Origin of the sequence: Yoonia sp. BS5-3 (assembly GCF_038069655.2) — a bacterium.
Classification (GTDB): domain Bacteria; phylum Pseudomonadota; class Alphaproteobacteria; order Rhodobacterales; family Rhodobacteraceae; genus Yoonia; species Yoonia phaeophyticola.
The window spans coordinates 683,408-700,439 of sequence record NZ_CP150951.2 but is presented as its reverse complement, the minus strand read 5'-3'; the positions used below and the strand labels follow the sequence as shown (position 1 = coordinate 700,439).

The 17,032-nt window shown below is 57.5% G+C and carries 11 protein-coding genes and 1 pseudogene; 2 read left to right on the top strand and 10 right to left on the bottom strand.

Features of this window, described 5'->3' with window-relative positions:
• Positions 1-14 precede the first annotated feature (14 nt).
• The 8 genes from AABB29_RS03640 to AABB29_RS03605 all read right to left on the bottom strand — a co-directional run bounded on the left by AABB29_RS03640 (position 15) and on the right by AABB29_RS03605 (position 7,957).
• A complete protein-coding gene (locus AABB29_RS03640; protein ID WP_341368243.1) occupies positions 15-956 on the bottom strand; it encodes a helix-turn-helix domain-containing protein in 942 nt (313 codons plus the stop codon).
• Positions 957-1,844, bottom strand: coding sequence for a homocysteine S-methyltransferase family protein (locus AABB29_RS03635; RefSeq protein WP_341368244.1), 888 nt, complete (start codon positions 1,842-1,844; stop codon positions 957-959).
• A complete protein-coding gene (locus tag AABB29_RS03630) occupies positions 1,841-4,309 on the bottom strand; it encodes an FAD-dependent oxidoreductase (protein WP_341368245.1) in 2,469 nt (822 codons plus the stop codon). Before AABB29_RS03630 ends, AABB29_RS03635 begins: the two co-directional genes overlap by 4 nt.
• A gap of 14 nt (positions 4,310-4,323) precedes the next feature.
• Positions 4,324-4,470 carry a hypothetical protein gene (locus tag AABB29_RS03625; protein WP_341368246.1) on the bottom strand — a complete coding sequence of 49 codons (147 nt, stop codon included), beginning with the start codon at positions 4,468-4,470 and terminating at the stop codon, positions 4,324-4,326.
• 12 nt (positions 4,471-4,482) lie between these two features.
• Complete coding sequence (locus AABB29_RS03620) at positions 4,483-5,049, bottom strand: helix-turn-helix domain-containing protein (protein WP_341368247.1); 567 nt, start codon at positions 5,047-5,049, stop codon at positions 4,483-4,485.
• A 104-nt stretch (positions 5,050-5,153) separates the two neighbouring features.
• Positions 5,154-5,606: a GAF domain-containing protein gene (locus tag AABB29_RS03615; RefSeq protein ID WP_341368248.1), complete on the bottom strand. Its 453-nt coding sequence runs from the start codon at positions 5,604-5,606 to the stop codon at positions 5,154-5,156.
• 33 nt (positions 5,607-5,639) lie between these two features.
• Positions 5,640-6,797, bottom strand: a complete 1,158-nt coding sequence (locus AABB29_RS03610) for a hypothetical protein (protein WP_341368249.1) — start codon at positions 6,795-6,797, stop codon at positions 5,640-5,642.
• 11 nt (positions 6,798-6,808) lie between these two features.
• A complete protein-coding gene (locus tag AABB29_RS03605; RefSeq protein WP_341368250.1) occupies positions 6,809-7,957 on the bottom strand; it encodes an acetyl-CoA C-acyltransferase in 1,149 nt (382 codons plus the stop codon).
• Positions 7,958-8,087: 130 nt separating this feature from the next.
• Between AABB29_RS03605 and AABB29_RS03600 the strand changes: the two are divergent.
• Both AABB29_RS03600 and AABB29_RS03595 read left to right on the top strand, forming a co-directional pair.
• Positions 8,088-9,661 (top strand): annotated as a pseudogene (locus AABB29_RS03600) (gamma-glutamyltransferase family protein).
• 289 nt (positions 9,662-9,950) lie between these two features.
• A complete protein-coding gene (locus AABB29_RS03595) occupies positions 9,951-10,778 on the top strand; it encodes a hypothetical protein (protein WP_373636780.1) in 828 nt (275 codons plus the stop codon).
• A gap of 206 nt (positions 10,779-10,984) precedes the next feature.
• On the opposite strand, the gene AABB29_RS03590 is transcribed toward AABB29_RS03595, so the two are convergent.
• Together AABB29_RS03590 and AABB29_RS03585 are read right to left on the bottom strand one after the other, a co-directional pair.
• Positions 10,985-15,238, bottom strand: coding sequence for a translocation/assembly module TamB domain-containing protein (locus AABB29_RS03590; protein ID WP_341369006.1), 4,254 nt, complete (start codon positions 15,236-15,238; stop codon positions 10,985-10,987).
• Entirely contained in the window at positions 15,238-16,989 is a 1,752-nt protein-coding gene (locus tag AABB29_RS03585; protein WP_373636779.1) for an autotransporter assembly complex family protein, read from the bottom strand. Before AABB29_RS03585 ends, AABB29_RS03590 begins: the two co-directional genes overlap by 1 nt.
• Positions 16,990-17,032: the final 43 nt, after the last annotated feature.

Here is a 17,032-nt window from a genome sequence, read left to right as displayed (position 1 = left end):
GCAGGAGGAATGTGTCATTTCAAACGGCCTCGTTTGCGGGCCGCGTTTGGAGTCATGCCGAAGGTGTCGCGATAGATCGTCGTGAAACCACTGGGAAAGCCGCAAGCTAGCCCGATTTCATTGATCCGCATATCGGTGTTCAGCAGCAGGTTATTGGCCTTGTTCAGGCGCAATTCGCGGTAATACCCATTGGGCGTTGCACCTAACAGACGGTTGAATTTACGCTCTAACGAGCGTTTGGAGAGCTGCGTTTGATCCGCGATTTGCGCGATGGGCAATGGGAATTCGATATTGGCTTGCATCAGGGCAATGGCCTGATCAACCATCCGGTCACCAGTGGCCATCACCGAACGACCCGAGAAGGGCTGCAGCGTGTTATGATGACGGATATGTTCATGTAACAGCACATCCGCGACGGTCATCATGACAGCGGATGAGACATGACGGTTCGCAATCGACAGTGTCAGATCAAAGGTGGCTTCCATACCCGCCGCGGTAATGACAGGGCCGCTATCGACGACCAGTGCGGCTTTGGTGTCATGCAATCCGTGCGTTTCCAGCAAAACCGTTCGGTTTTCCCAATGTGTTGTATGCCGATGGCGGTCCGTGCCCGTTTCGGTGATATAGCGGCTTGCGGCCTCTGACAGCAGAACAACACAGGATTGGCGGCTCGTGTAACTGGGTAGCGCGGGCAAGAGTTGGTTGCACTCTGGGTTTGTATTGCCAAGCACAAACAGATAATCCGCCTCTGGCCGGGATGGGGCCGGTGTGGTCATGATCATCGCATCACAAACCGTCGACACGGGCCCCCCGTTGGCGGACCGGTATTGCCATTTGAATATGGGGGCACCACTGATCCGGTTTGTGACGCGCAATACATCAACAACACCGGCCAGTTCGGTTAGAACGAAACCATCGGCAACAAAGATATCAAATGTCGTGGGGGTCTTATGCATCTAATTGATCCGGTGGCCCGCATCGGTGATTGCTTTTGCAAGCGCCGCGATATGTGCGGGGCCAACTTCGCAGCAGCCGCCCACGATTGTTGCGCCTTGATCAATCCAACCTAACGCAAATTTGGCATAGGCCTCTGGCGTCAGGTCTTGGCGGGCGGATAGGGCATCGACCGTTGGTTTGTCTTTCAGGAAATCATCCGCGATATGGGTGAAGCCATTGGCGAAGGCCCCAAAGGGCAGGTCACCCGTTGCCAAGATATTAACGGCGGTCGCCATGGTCTCGGGCGGGGCGCAATTGGCCAAGAGGGCCGCAGCCCCATCGCCTGCCAGGCTCAAGACCTCTGACAAGTCCTCTCCTGACCGCAGCTTGCTGCCATCGCCGTCTTGCACCGTCATCGAGAGCCACACGGGTTTGCCAAAGGGCAGAGCGGCTTCAAGCACGGCCCTTGCATGGGCGACCGATGCGATGGTTTCCCCGATCACAACATCCACATGCGGGGCCAAGAGCGCTGTGACCTCGGCGTAAAGCTGCACCGCTTCATCGTGGGGCGGATGTAAATCAGGTCGGTAGGATGCAATCAGCGGCCCGAGCGATCCTGCGATGCGCCCATGGCCCACGCAAACGCTGCGGACTTCGCGCAGCGCCATATCATGCAGCGCCTCAAACTGATCCGCGTGGGGGGTGTCTGTCAGCCTGTCGCGATGCAACGCATATGTATTGGCCACATGCACCCGGGCACCTGCCTCGCGATAATCGCGATGGACGGCGGCGACCAAGCCGGGGTGATCGATCATCACTTGGGTCGACCACAGGTTGGTCGGCTTGTCGCTTGCGCGGCGGACCAGTTCCTGACCCAAACCGCCATCCATTAAGGTAATTTGGGTCATGCGCGAATGCGTTCGTTTTCGGGGTCCCACAGCGGTTGGTCTTCTTGCACCGTGGCCGCAAAACGTTCGCCGTAGATTTCAATATCCAGCTTGGTGCCCGGTGTGGCCAGATCGGCGCGGATCATGGCAAGGGCAATGGATTTGTCCACCCGGTAGCCCCAACCGCCCGATGTCGTCTCGCCGACGACATCATCGCCGATCCAGATGGTTGACATATAAGGGGCATCTGCCGCGCCAGGATTGTCTAATGTCAGCGTGGCAAAGCGCTTGGTCACACCCGATTGCTTTTCGGACAAGATGGCGGCCTTGCCTGGGAAATCCTGCGGTTTGTCCAGCTTGACGAAGCGGTCCAAACCGCCCTGCAAGACCGTGTAATCGGTGCTTAGATCACCCTTCCACGCGCGATAGCCTTTTTCCAATCGCATGGATTCCAGGGCAAACATCCCAAAGGGTTGCAGGCCGTGGGCCGCACCAGCTGCCATGACGGCGTCATATACCTTTGGGGTGTCGGCCACTTGCGAATGGATTTCCCAGCCCAGCTCACCAGCAAAAGACACGCGAACCAGTTGGACCCAGGTCCCATCGATCTGCGCAGACTGATGGGTCAACCAACCCAGGCTCAGATCCGCATCCGAACAATCGGCCAGAATAGCGCGCGATTTCGGTCCGGTGAGGATGTGGCAGGAAAAGGCGGTGGTCACATCGTCCAGCGTAAAGGCTGCATCAGCGGGTATATGATCGCGCAACCATTCAAAATCATGCCATTGGGCAGCAGCTGCGGTGATCAGGAAAAATGAATCGTCGTCCAGGCGCATCGCCGACATCTCGGTCAGGATGCGGCCCCGTTCATCGGCGAAATACAGCAGGTTAATCCGGCCCACTTTCGGAATACCGCCGGTACAAAGACCACGCAGGAATTCGGCCGCCCCTTCACCTTTCAGGCGGTAACGGGAAAAGCCTGGCAAATCCAGAATACCCGCCGCATCACGGACAGCGGCCACTTCCTCTTTGACGCGCGGGGTCCAGGGGCCCTTACGCTCCCACGTCTCGGTCGCCGCGATCGAGGTGTCGTCCCCGTCCTTGGCAAACCAATTGGCACGTTCCCAACCGTTATAAGCCCCCATCTGGCCACCCATCGCACGGATACGGTCATTCACGGGCGACAGTTTTTTGTCGCGGCCCGCAGGCCAGGCCTTATGCGGGAAGTGCATGCCATATTCATGACCATAGGTTTCTAGGGCCTTTTGATGGCAATAGTCGAAGTCGGTGTAATCGGTATAGCGGCGGGGGTCACAGGCCCACATATCCCATTCGGTCTGACCATCGACAATCCATTCGGCAGCCACCTTCCCGGCACCGCCGCCTTGGGTGATGCCAAAGGTAAAGACGCAAGCCTCATAGGCATTCTTGACGCCGGGCATTGGGCCGATCAAGGGCAGGCCGTCCGGGGCATAGGGAATTGGGCCGTTAATGACGCGACCAACACCTGCAGTGCCCAAAAGCGGCACACGGGCCATCGCATCCTCAATATACCATTCTAGACGTTCCAGATCGTCCGGATACAGCTGAAAGCTGAAGTCATCAGGCTGCGGATCATCGGGAGTGACCCAATGGGCCTTGCAGTTGCGCTCATATGGGCCAAGGTTCAGACCGTTCTTATCCTGACGCAGGTAGTAAGAGCTATCAACATCACGCAAAAGCGGGACCTTATGACCCTTTTCCTCGGTCCAGGCTTTCAGCTCTGGGATTTCTTCGGTCAGGAAATACTGGTGGGACATCGTGACCATGGGTACTGTGCGGCCGCCATAAGGTTTGAACCATTCACCAATGCGCTGGGCGTAATATCCGCCAGCATTGACGACCTTTTCGCAGTCAATATCACCCTTTTCGGTATGAACGGTCCAAGTGCCATTGGGGTGCTGAGTGACGCCAGTGGCAGAACAAAACCGTTCGATCTTGGCACCCATCTGGCGTGCCCCTTTGGCCAGGGCCTGGGTCAGTTGTGCCGGGTCAATATCACCATCATCAGGATCATAAAGGGTGCCTTCCAGATCATGGGTTTCCAGAAACGGATACATCTCTTGGGCTTCATCGGGAGTCATCAGTTTCAGGTTCAGACCCTGATAATTACCCATGCCCATGGCGCGAGAAAATTCCTGCATGCGCTCTTTGGAATGGGCCAGACGGATGGACCCGGTGACATGGTAATTCATCGGGTAATCAACCTCTTCGGCCAATCCCTTGTACAGTTCCAGCGAATAGCGCTGCATGTTCATGACGGCCCACGATGTGCTGAACGACGGGCAGTTGCCCGCCGCATGCCAAGTTGATCCGGCGGTCAATTCGTTCTTTTCCAGCAAGACACAATCGGTCCAGCCTTTCTTAGCCAGATGGTAGAGCGTGGATACACCCACAACACCACCACCAATAATGACAACGCGCGCGGTTGTTGGAAATTCAGCCATGGTTTCTGCTTTCTTTAGTCTGGGATATGCGTGGCATCATCCGGGATGTGATCGTAAGCGCTGGTATCAGCAGTGAAATCGGGTGTGGCCAAGGTCATGCAGATCGCATGATCGCAGAGGGCGGCGACCAGAACGGCGTATATGTCGTGTCCGGTCAGCATTGGGACAGTCTCTCAATAAACCGGGGGAGAGATCACCCAGATGATCTCGCAGGGATGGGCGTAGGGAACAGACCATAAAAACGGCTCACCGCGGAGGCGAAAACTGTCGCCTGATGATAGTTTAAAGCTCTTGTCTGCGACAGTCAGTTGAAAGCGGCCCTTGACGATATAGCCCACCTCCTGGGTGGGACGGGTCAAAGGGGTTGTGATTTCTGTTCCCGCGTCAAAATGACAGTGGATCACTTCAAAATCATCGGTCAGGTCGGGCGAAAGCAAGCCCTCAACCAGACCGGCGGTACGGCTGCCAATAGGGCGGCGGGCATCGGCGCGGACGATCAGACCTTCCTCGCCGGGGGCGGTGCCGGTTTGCAACAGACTTGAGACATCAACATCCAAAAGCGCCGCCATCTTTCCCAGATCGGAAATGGCAGGGGTGGACATGTCACGCTCAACCTGGCTCAGCCATCCCACGGACCGGCCCATTGCTTCGGCCAAGGCGAGCAATGTCATGCCACGTGCCTTGCGCAAGGCCCTGATGTCAGCCCCCAGCGTCTGCCCATTCATGATCGAATCCAGCATGAAAGTTCCATGAAATATTCCCGCTAATTTTCACACTGCCGCCAAGATCGGCAGATCGCAAATCATTTTTTCGCAACGTGGCGCGGAAAGCGAGCATTTTTGAACTATTGCTGAAAAGCCGCGCATAAAATGGCTGATAAAGCGGCGGCATCGGTCTCATCAAAGGCGTCGGGCTGGTCACTGTCGATATCAAAAACGCCAATAACCGTACCGCAGGAATCAAACACCGGTAGAACCAGTTCTGATTTAGTGCTGCTGGCGCAGGCGATATGGCCGGGAAAGGCGTCAACATCGGGGACCAATTGGACCTCGCGGGTGCGGGCGGCAGCACCGCAGACGCCGCGCGAAAAGGGAATCACCAAACACCCATGCCCGCCTTGATAGGGGCCGATTTTCAAAAGTTCGGGGGCGACAACCCGGTAAAAACCGGTCCAGTCAAACCGATCATCGCTGTGATGGACCTCGCAGACGATTGTGGCCATCAGCGCCACCTGATCGGTTTCACTGTCGGTCAATGCGGCGATCGTTTTCGCTAGGTACTCATAGTCAACCCGCATGATGGCTCCTGAAATGATGTCAGTGCAGATGTGCTATGATCGATCTAGAAACGCAATCAGATCTGCCGCGCGGATCGGGTCGCAGGTGCGTTTAAAGACCGGGTTGGCGACGTCATCGCCCTCCGTCACAACCAGTGTGCGGGAAAAGGTCTCATCGATATCACGCAACTGGCCTGCATCATCGTAAAGCTGATATCCATAAGTAACAGTATAGCGATAAGCCCCGTTCAGGAATGTGATCTCACCAAAGCGGCTCGAGCCAGCACCATTATCAGGCAGGACGTCCACCTGATCAAAGGGGTGGTTCATTTCTAATTCTGGCGGGCCATCCACCGGGCCAAAGGCATAAGTGTACCCGGTTGCATTGCGGGTGACAGTGACGGCTTTGTTTGTACCGGACAATTGGCAGTAAAATACGGTGCCATCTGGGACGATCAGCGGATCAGAACTCTCTGCGTCCAGCCTTGTGCCGGTTGGGGTAGGGCCATCGTAAAGGGCGCAATATGCCGAAATCAGATCTGGGTTTTCTGGGAAAATCTCCGTGACTTGGGTCGGGGAGGGATTAGTCATTTGCAGGCCGTCGACGGTTACCTGACATTTGGCTGCGCCATTTGGCCCCGTTGGCTGGCCAGCATCCACATACAAGGTTGCGGCCCGCTTGAACCCATCCGAACCTTGGTTGAAAATATCAACACCGCTGGATGCGGCAGAGCTTCGGCCGACGCCAACAACATAACCGTCCGGCTCGCGGATAAATTGGGCGCCATTTAACGTACCGAAATAGTCAAAACCCGCGCTGTCGGGGTCATAGCGTAGAATGTCATAATCCCCATTGACCATGCCAAGAAGGGAAAAGACTGCGACATCCAGCCAGCCATCCTGATCGATATCAATCAGATGGGGTGGGCGCTGCGCAAATAAGACGCGCGGCCCGTCATCAATAAACTCAAAACGAGTATGATCTGCAGGCGACCAACGCAGGCGCATCAGACGACCGTTCTGAACCCAGTTGATCGCACAGTCATCGTTCGCACTATCAAAATCGGTCGGACCAAATCGGTCTTCATAGGTTTGGGCGGACAACACCGAGCGGCAGGTGGGCAAGGGTGCGTCTTGCGCGTACCCAGGCCCAGGGATGATCAGTACGACCAAGCAAATCAAACGGAGCAATATCAGATCAAATCGCGTCATATCGGGATCCACTAAACCAACTCAATCGCGATGGCGGTGCCTTCGCCCCCGCCGATGCAGATAGCAGCGACACCGCGCTGTAGCCCGCGTGTTTCGAGGGCGTTCAGCAAGGTGACAATGATCCGTGTGCCCGAAGCGCCGATGGGGTGCCCCAAAGCGCAAGCGCCGCCATTGACGTTCACGATATCGCGGGGGATGCCCATCTCGTGCATGAAGGCCATGGGAACCACCGCAAAGGCCTCGTTCACTTCCCACAGATCAACCTGATCGACGGACCAGCCAATTTTGGCCAGCAGTTTTTGGGCGGCAGGCACAGGGGCGGTGGTGAACCAACCGGGGGCCTGGGCGTGGCTGGCATGGCCCAAGATCCGGGCGCGGCCCCCTTGCGCAGACAAAACCAACGCCGCCGCCCCGTCTGAGATGCTTGAGGCATTGGCGGCGGTCACAGTGCCGTCTTTGCGAAATGCAGGGCGCAATGTGGGGATCTTTTCGGGGCGGGCCTTGCCGGGCTGCTCATCGCGGGTAATCACCTCTTCGCCGGTACGGGCATGGACGGTGACTGGGGTAATTTCGGCATCAAAAGCGCCCGAGCGTTCTGCCGCCAGGGCGTTATCAAGCGATCCAATCGCGTATTGATCCTGCGCGTCCCGAGTAAATTGGAACTTTTCGGCGCAATCTTCGGCAAAGGTGCCCATCAGGCGGCCCTTGTCATACGCATCCTCCAGCCCGTCCAAAAACATCGAATCCTGCACCTCTTGATGGCCAATCCGGGCGCCGCCGCGCAGTTTGGGCATCAGGTAAGGCGCGTTGGTCATGCTCTCCATGCCGCCGGCGATCATGGCGCGCGCACCCCCAAGGGCGATCTGGTCAAAAGCCATCATGGCCGTTTTCATGCCAGAGCCGCACATCTTATTCAGGGTCGTGGCAGGCATCTCCTCGCCCAAGCCCGCCAGAAAGCTCGCCTGCCGGGCAGGGGCCTGGCCTTGGCCCGCGGGCAAAACGCAGCCCATCAAGACCTCGTCCACGGTTTTGACACCGGCCCCCTCCATGGCGGCTTTGATGGCCGCACCGCCCAAAGTGGGGGCATCAACATCCGCGAATACACCCTGAAACCCGCCCATCGGGGTTCGGGCTGCGCCTTGAATAAAGACATCCGGCATATGTGATTCCTCCCTTTCCACGTAACCGCAGGCTACGTGCGCCTGACACAAAGACAATAGCATAGATTTGCATTGCACTGCCCAACAAAGCGCCTAGATTTCAACGGATCATCAAGAAAGGTCACATCCCATGCGTGATTTCCACAAACCCGGTCGCTCGGCGGTCTATGCGACCAACGGCATGTGCGCCACGTCACACCCGCTTGCGGCCAAAACCGCCGTGCAAATGCTTGAGGCTGGGGGAAACGCCATGGATGCGGCCATCGCAGGTGCGGTGCTCTTGGGGTTTTGTGAGCCGCAAATGACTGGGATCGGCGGGGATTGCTTTGTGCTGTTCACGCCGCCTGGGTCGGATGAGGTCATGGCGCTGAACGGATCAGGCCGGGCACCCGCAGGCATCGATGCAGAGGCACTGCGGGCGAAAGGCGATACCATCGCGCCCTATTCAGTGGACGCTATCAGCATCCCTGGCGCGGTTGATGCCTTTTGCACGCTCTCCAAAGACTGGGGAAAAATCGGGCTCAAATCGATCCTCGCTCCTGCGATCCACTATGCCGAGGCCGGGGTGCCCGTGGCCGAACGGGTGGCCTCTGACTGGGGGCAAGCCACGGGGAACCTCTCGGGCCATGCGCGTGATTTGTTTTTGATGAATGGCGCCGCCCCGACGCCGGGGCAAATCTTTAGGGCACCGGGGCAGGCCAAGGTGTTGCGCGAAATCGGGATGGAGGACCGGGCCGGTTTCTACGAAGGCGAAGTGGCCGAAGACATGGTCAACAGTCTGCGCGCGCTGGGCGGCTGCCACACGCTGGACGATTTTGCGAACACGCGCTGCGACTACACCACGCCAATCACCGGGGACTATGGCGGAGTGGACCTGTTTGAGCATCCACCCAACGGGCAGGGTGCCACGGCGATCCTACTGTTGAACATGCTCAAACATTTTGACATCGCGGACATGGATCCATGGGGCACCCAGCGCGCCCATATTGAGGCCGAGGCGACCAAGCTGGCCTATAACGCGCGCAACCGGTTCCTGGCAGATCCGGACCACATGACGCGGCTCGATCATATGACGGCACCGGAAACAGCCGCCAAGCTGGCCGCGCTGATCGACCCGGGTAAAGCGATGCCGGGCGCGGTGCCGGGGGCGGAAGCGGTGCATAAAGACACGATCTACATCACCGTCGTGGACAAAGACCGGATGTGCGTGTCTTTGATCTATTCGGTCTTCCACAGCTTCGGGTCCGGGATCGCATCGGATAAATTCGGGGTGTTGTTCCAGAACCGGGGCGCGGGGTTCACCCTGGAACAGGGGCATCCGAATGAGGTCGGCCCCGGCAAGCGTCCCATGCACACGATCATCCCCGCAATGCTGAAAAAGCAGTGCGAGGTGCTGATGCCTTTCGGCGTCATGGGCGGGCAATACCAATCCACAGGGCACGCGCGTTTCGTGACCAACATTTGCGATTTCGGGCTTAGCCCGCAAGCTGCCATGGATGCGCCGCGATGCTTTGCCGAAGGGGACGTGTTGAACGTGGAAACTGGCTATAGCGAGAGCGTGCGCGCAGAACTCAGCGACCTTGGCCACAACGTGCAAACCCCGCAAACAGCAATTGGGGGGCTCAAGCCATCCTGCTACACGAAGATGGCGTGCTGGAAGGGGGTAGTGATCCACGCAAAGACGGCTGCGCAATGGGGTATTAAAGGCGAAAAATAAGCGGCTATTTGCCGAAACCCGCCAAGTTTTTGCAAAACATGAACTTTTGTTCCGTCTCGGTATTGCGAAGACGAACACTCTATCTAGGTAAAACCCGCAAACCCATTGATTTCACTTATTTGTGATCAATTCGTTGGATTTTTATAGAAGAGGTGCGTCTTGCTTTTATTGATACGTTCGCTTGTTCTGTCTCTTGGTATTGTGTTTCCCCTGTTGTTGATGTTCCCCATTATTTTTCTTTACAGCTTGTTATTAGGCCTGATTTTCGGGGTGATTATGATGATCGCGATGGTCGTTAATCCGTTGATCGGATTTGCGATCGGGGGCCCGTTAGGTCTGACGTCCTTTTCTCTGATTGCTGTGATCATCGGCACCCGGCTTGGGCTGCAGATCAAGGGGCGGCCCAGAGACGATAGGGCCTCTGGCCTCGTCGGGAGCGTCCTATTGTACGGTATTGTGGAATGCCTTCTGATCAGCCTTCTTTGGGTCGTTGTCGGTTTTGTTTGGATAGCCAGTGGCTTTGACGTGAACTGGGCTGACCCTTTCGCAAATATTCAACAGGTCGCCTATGATGGGGAAGACTGGCAGACGCCCGCACTTGCTTTCGCCAGTATCTTTGGGCCGGTGGCGATTGCGCGCGCAATGATGCTTGGCGCAATGGGCGGCGCGGCTGTCGGAGTTGATCCAGCGGGGGGACGTCACACGCCTTTCAACGGGGCAGGAACCAGCTTTGTGCCACTCCTGCTTGTTGTGCTGGCCTCTGCAGGGTCACTGTTGGCGCTATACTGGGGGCTCAGCACCGTAGCGGAGATGTTCGACCTAGGTGACCGGCTGGAAACGATGCGGGTCAACGGACAAAACCCCCTCTTTGATCGATGGACAGGGGCGCTAAATTGGGATGCTGTCTATTTTTACATCCTTGCGGTCTTCGCTTTGATATGGATGCAAAGCATCCAAGCGGCAGGTGCGACTTATGCATATCTCAAACGGTCTGCATATGCGCCGGTCAGGCAAAGAACGGCAGCGCCACAATCCTATGTGCCGCAACCAAGGGCTGTCAGCAAACGAAAACAAGCTGGTGACCTGTGGCGCAGCCGGATGTAGAAATGGGGCGTGGCAAATCTGGGCAAATGACGATACAGCGAAGGGCGCACTCGTGTCACGATCGCCCTAGGAGCTTGGTCAATGCGTAGCCCCGTTTGCAATTGTATCATTCTCGGTCATGTCCCGATACGCCGATAATTCACTTCAGCGACCTAATCCGAACAAGGCTGGCGACGCTGGGACTTTGTGGGCATGTCTAATTTGCCTTAATAATCCCGTTCAAAAAACAGCCCGATCCCGGTTTCGCCATCCTGATCGACGCTGCCCTTTGCCGTGATTTCGTCAGTAATATCGAGGTTGAGATTGATTTCGGTGCCGCCGTCAGAGCCGACGGTCACATCGGTATAGACATTGTCTGACAGGTATTTACCGGCCCGTAATTCAGTTTCCCCTTCATCATCGGTGGTGACATCGAAATCATCAAGACCGACGCTTTCGCGTAGCCGATCCAGTGCGCCGCCGCCCCGTCCGGCCAAAGTACTGATCGCCGAGGCCAGCTGCACCGCTTGCAGCGGGCTGATACTATCCAGATCACGGCCAAAGATCAATTGCGACAAGACTTCATCTTGCGGCAGTTGCGGACTGGATTCAAAGGTGACTTCGGGCTCGCTCGCAGGGCCTTCGATAATGATGCTGATGGTTGTTCCGTTTTCGGTTTCGGTCGTGGCTACAAGCCGCAAATAGGGTTCGAAATCCCCTTGCAGCGTGACGATCCCTTCGTCCAGATCGAACCGTTGTTGTAGTATGTCAAGCCGTCCGCGGACTAGCGCAAATTCCCCAACGGGGATAACATTTGATGATGTGCCACCGATCGTCAGCTCGCCGCCCAATTCCGCATCAAGCCCGCGTCCCCGGATGAAGATCCGTGAAGGCGCGCTGATCCGGATATCCAGCGGATAGTCTTGACTGCCACCTGCTCCCCCACTGCCAGAGCTGCTTTGCCCCAGCACGCCAGCGCGCGAAAGCGTTTGCCGCACTGGCGTTCCCGCTCCGATATGAGTCACATCAGGCAAATCGCCCAAGGTGCTGATGCTGGAAGACGGCACCCTGACATCGGTTTCCCCAAGGGTTAGCCGTCCGCGTACGCGCGCTCCGCCTTGTAGCGCCCCGATGATCGTTACTGTTCCATCGATGGAACTTGTATAAAGTTCAGGGTCTTGCAAAACCACATCATTGATATCGACCGTGATATCAGCATCATTTGTGCCAGTCAGCGACACCGGCCCGTCGATACTGATCGATCCGCCGCTTTCCACCCGCGTGTCCAGATCGATTTGTGCGGTCCCCCCGTTTAGCCCGATTTGCCCAGTGATGTCTGTCAGCGCCTCGCCGAGGCTGGGGGCGGCCAACCGCCCATTGCTGAATGTAATTTGTCCACCAAGCGATGTCAGCGCTGCCGGTCCGTTGATACCAAGATCAAAATTGGCCTGCCCGCTTAGCCGCCGTGGATCAATTGCATTATTGGCCAGCGCCAGTGGTGCGCTGCCGTCGATATCAATATTCAGCGTTCCGTCAGCCCCGACTTGCCCTGCGACCTGCGCCCCAAGCCCGCCGGGTCCAGTACCAGTTGCATCAAGGCCCCAATTGCCATTCTCATCCAATGACGCGCTACCTGTTGCCCGAATCGGGCCGCTGATCTGATCTGTCAGCACCCCGACATCCCGCAGGCTGGCGTTAAACCGTCCTTGCCCATGGCCTGCTGCCCCGTTCAGCGCACCCACGATGGATATTTCTGGGGTCGAAATCTCAAGCGTGCGTACGGCCAACCCGTCTTCGGTCTGGCCGATGCTGGCATTGATCCGTCCTGTCCCGGCCAGAAGCGGATCAACCGTGCTGTTTCCAATCGCAAGATCCTGGCTTTGCAGGCTGATTTGCGCATCAAAGAGGCTGAGATCAGGTTGTGCTTCGCCTGATGCGGTCAATGACACGCCGCCGTCAAGCGGCTGCCCAATAAGACTGGCATAGGTGCCCAAATCCGCGGCCTCGGCCGTCAGATCGCCGCTGATTAGGTAACCGCTGCTTGGCCCGCCGATCGTGCCATCAAAGCTGACGGCTGTATCTGGCCCGTTGATCCGCAGAGCCGTTTCGGTTGCGTCATCGGATCCAGGCGCCCCTTCGAGCGACAGGGTGATCGGCCCAGACAGGCTTGGGTCCAAAAGACCTGCATCATTGATCCGGATATCCAGATCGGCCTGCTGGCCGGCGCTGAAGTCCAGATCGGCACCGCCTGCAATGCTGATAGCGGGCGTTTGCAGGCCGAGCCCGCTGATTTGAAATTGCTGCGCATCGCTGCGGGCGACACCGGCAGCCAATCGGCCCGTGCCTGCCAGAAAAGGATCGGCCCTGTCGATCCCGGTGACGATATCTTGCGTTGCGCCGGTCACATCCAGATCGAAAAGCAGCCCATCTGTTTCCAGCGTGCCGCCGATCTCAAGTCGTGTTGCACCGCTCAGCGGTCTGTCCGCCAGCATTGCGTAGCGGCTGAGATCGCTGATATCAGCACTGACCTGAGCGGCGATTGTCTGGCCTGTTTCTGCCGGGGTCGCCGTGCCGCTGGTTTCAAAACGGGTGGCGGGCCCGGTGCCGTCAAGCTGAAAGCTGATCACCCCATCGCCGGACTGTGTCACTTCGCCCGCGATTGTCGCGGGGCCGCGCAGGCCGGATAGCACGATATCCAAATCGTTTAGCCGCGCATCCAGCGTTCCATCGCTACCATTGCTGGTCAGTTCCCCATCTGCCGTGATGGTGGCCGCATCGGTTTCAATCCGGAGCGTTTCCAGCCGGGTGCCCTCGGTGTCGCGTATTGCTGCCGCCGATATTGTGCCTGTACCTGCCAACACCGCGTCGGCCTGCGTTACACCGACAGACAGATCATTGGTTTGACCCGTCACAACGATGTTGAACAGCCCATCAAGCGGCGTCGTCTGTGCAAGGACGCCCAGCTCAGCTGCGCCGCTGATCTCTTGTCCGATCAGGGTTGAGAACCTTTCAAGCCCAGTCACCTGCATGTTCAAAGCGGCGCTGGTTTGAAAGCCGCTGCTTGCCCCCACGATTGTCGCCTCTGCGCTGCTTTCAATCCCGGCACCGGTCAAGGTTAGGCGTGAAATACGCGTCGCTTCGCCCTCGGTGCGCGCGGCTTCGAAGACGCCCTCGATTGTGTCACCAAAGGCTTCGGCGGCGCCCGCATCGTCCAGTTGCAGCCCTTCGGCCGCATAGCGCAGGTTGACTGTTACCTCACCAATATCGGCCCCTTCGCCGGGGCGTAGCAAACCGCCCCCTTGCAGGCTCAGCTGATCAATCCCGAGGCCGGGTCTGTCAAATTGATCGATGGTGATATCGGCCTGCCAGTCTTCGGAAACACTGGCATCATAGCTGATCGCCAAATCCATGCCGTCCACATAGGTTTGCGGCCCGGTCAGCGGAAGCAGCACAGGGGCGTTGCCAAGGGCCGTAATCCCGCCAGTCAAATCGATCAGTTCCGGCCACCCTTGTGCGCCAATCTGGATCGCCCCAGACAGTGCGACCCGGCCTGCGTCCAATTCAATAGTGGGAATGTCGATCCGCCCGTCGGTTGTCTGAACCACCCGGGCGGCCAATTGGGCATCATTGCCAAAAAAGCCTTGGTATTCGGGCTCAAACAAAGGTGAGATATCCCCGCCCACATCCAATGCAATTACCCGCTCACCATCTGTTTCGGTCAGGGCAAAATTCCCGCTGAGCCGGTCTTGTCGGTCTGTTGCAATTGATAGGGTCGCAGCAAAATCATCGAGTGGCGCATTTCCTTCGATCGTCATACCAATAGCTGGATTACCAGGTAGGCCGATTAGATTGGCCGCGATCCCGTCCGGCCCTTCGGCCACGTCCAGCAATATGCCCAAGGTTTTGGTTTCATTGACATAAGAGCCGTCAATTTCAAACCGGCCCTGCTGTTCGCCCAGCCGTTCAGCGACGATATTCGCAGATCCTTCGCCGCCGCTTAGCTCGGCTGCCCCCGAGAGGCTGAAGTTGAGCTCTTCGCCCAGAAACTCCGCGCCAAGAGAGATATCTTCGATATTCAGCACGCCTAGCGAAATACTGACGGGCAATTCGGGCAGCGAGAATGGCTGTGCCTCGGGCGAGGGGCCGCTGTCTTCGGAAACAGGGGCGCGGGCGACGATGATCCGTGCTGCGCTTAGCTCTTCCACATCAATCGCACCGCGCAAAAGGGCGCTGCGGTTCCAGCTGAGCACCACATCTTCGAGCGTCAGCCAAACGCCTTCGCTATCTGCGACCGTTAGCGAATCCATCGTTGCCTGCGAGCTAAGCGCCCCTTCAAACCCGCGTATATCTACTTCGCGTCCAGCACCGGTCAGGTTCTCTTCGATCAGGTTAGTCAGGTAGCCCTGGTCGTCCTCCTCCTGGCTTTGTGCCAGGCCTGAAACCGGCCAAAGTGCCACTATACCTATGATGATCCGCCGCATCAAAATGCCTGTCCTATCCCGATATAGACTTGCAGGTCTTCGCCTGCGTCATCGCCGCTGGCTTGTGTTCCAAGATCAAGCCGCAATGGTCCGATCCCGGTCTCATAGCGCAGCCCGAACCCTGCCCCGGCGTGCCAATTGTCGGTATCAAAAGCCAGTTCGCTATCAGCCACGGCCCCGATGTCATAAAAACCAACAAGCGAGATTTTTTCACGGATTTGTACCCGCGCTTCAAGCTGCAAACCCGCGAAAGAGGTCCCGCCGGTTGTGATCGTTTCGGTCCCGTCGACGCTGTCGATGCCCAGTGAGTTATAGGCTTGCCCCCGTACAGTGCCGCCGCCGCCCGAATAAAACAGAAAGTCAGCAGGCGCTTCGTCAATGCCTGCACCCAGCACACTGCCAATCTGTCCACGAGCAGCAAATGTTACCCCCTGACTTTCCCCAAAGCTATAATAGCCCCGGATATCAGTAAAAGACCGCGCGCCGTTCACATCATCGCCCAACAGGCTGACAAACGGTGTTAGCTCACTGTCGACATAAAAGCCGTTTTTGGCGTTCGTGCTGGAATCCCGTCTGTCATAGGTCGCATCAAGCGGCAGGGTCAGTAGTGTATATTCGCGTGTGCCCAGGTCGCTTTCCTCATAGGCCGTCAGCAGGCCCACACCGCCGCTGACGGTCAGGTGTTCGGTGAGGATCCGGCTGAGCCCGATCTCAGCCTCGATCTTATCAAGCAGATAATCAGGTTCGTCTTCGCGGGATATTTCGCCATTGATGAAGAAATCGGTGTCTGCTCCAAAGGTGGCGGGCCGGTTAAAGCTGGCGCCAAGCGAATAATCGACCCCGCCTGTCTCGCCCCCGATCCCGGCGATTTCACCATCGATCCGGAACTGTTCGGCCCCTCCGAGCCAGTTCCGGTGCAGCCAGAACGAAGATAAAGTTAGCCCTTCAATGCTGGACAATTCAATACCGACTCCAATGCGTCTTGGTTTCGCTTCGGCGATTTGTGCTTTGATATCAAGCGTGTTACCGGTCCCGATTTCGTCGGCCTCGGTCATGGAAACGCTTGAAAATGCTCCTGTGCGCCGCAGCCTGTTTTCGGCGGTATCGATCTCATCGGGTGAATAGGTTTCGCCTGTCGGCAGCCCTGCGATTTCCAAAATGCGGTCGGTGCGCACATCTTCGTTGCCGCTGATGTTGAGCGCGCCAAAGGTTAGTTGGGGGCCGGGTGTCAGGGTCACGGCGACATCCAGTTTTGCTGCGTCATGTCGTGCGGTGATCGACTGTGCGCTGACCCGCGCCTTGGCATAGCCCAGATCGCGCCAACTGCTGACACTGCCGCTGACAGCGCTTTGGATCACATCGGATTCTGCTGTTTCACGTGGTCCCAGGGTTTCTGGCAAGCTGCTACCCGGTGCAAGGGGCGTGACGCTGACATCCCCAAAGGTGAACCTGACGCCGGGTGCGACTGTGATGATGACCTCATTGATTACCGAAGGCGCGTCAAGCGGTGCGATATTGGCTGCCTCAACCCCGTCCACTGTGATCGAGATGGTGCCGCCGTAATAGCCTTCGGCATAAAGCGCAGTCAGCAAGCGCCGATAATCGGCGCGTGCGGCGGCCACGTAATCCTGCGGATCGGCATCATCTTCAAGAGCGCGTAGCAAAGAGGCGCTGTTGAGCGTGTCACGCGCGTTTTCGGCGACAAGCCGAACCTCCTGCGCTTGTAGGCTGCTTGCGCATAGCAGAAGCATTGCTGCAAGCGGCGCCCATCGCAACTTTTCAGCCCCTAATGGC

Bases quoted from the DNA above. Each gene is read 5' to 3' on its own strand.
- AABB29_RS03620 (WP_341368247.1), bottom strand. From the start codon at position 5,049: ATGCTGGATTCGATCATGAATGGGCAGACGCTGGGGGCTGACATCAGG.
- AABB29_RS03630 (WP_341368245.1), bottom strand. From the start codon at position 4,309: ATGGCTGAATTTCCAACAACCGCGCGCGTTGTCATTATTGGTGGTGGT.
- AABB29_RS03585 (WP_373636779.1), bottom strand. From the start codon at position 16,989: ATGCTTCTGCTATGCGCAAGCAGCCTACAAGCGCAGGAGGTTCGGCTT.
- AABB29_RS03595 (WP_373636780.1), top strand. From the start codon at position 9,951: ATGATGATCGCGATGGTCGTTAATCCGTTGATCGGATTTGCGATCGGG.
- AABB29_RS03640 (WP_341368243.1), bottom strand. From the start codon at position 956: ATGCATAAGACCCCCACGACATTTGATATCTTTGTTGCCGATGGTTTC.
- AABB29_RS03625 (WP_341368246.1), bottom strand. From the start codon at position 4,470: ATGCTGACCGGACACGACATATACGCCGTTCTGGTCGCCGCCCTCTGC.
- AABB29_RS03605 (WP_341368250.1), bottom strand. From the start codon at position 7,957: ATGCCGGATGTCTTTATTCAAGGCGCAGCCCGAACCCCGATGGGCGGG.
- AABB29_RS03590 (WP_341369006.1), bottom strand. From the start codon at position 15,238: ATGCGGCGGATCATCATAGGTATAGTGGCACTTTGGCCGGTTTCAGGC.
- AABB29_RS03610 (WP_341368249.1), bottom strand. From the start codon at position 6,797: ATGACGCGATTTGATCTGATATTGCTCCGTTTGATTTGCTTGGTCGTA.
- AABB29_RS03615 (WP_341368248.1), bottom strand. From the start codon at position 5,606: ATGCGGGTTGACTATGAGTACCTAGCGAAAACGATCGCCGCATTGACC.
- AABB29_RS03635 (WP_341368244.1), bottom strand. From the start codon at position 1,844: ATGACCCAAATTACCTTAATGGATGGCGGTTTGGGTCAGGAACTGGTC.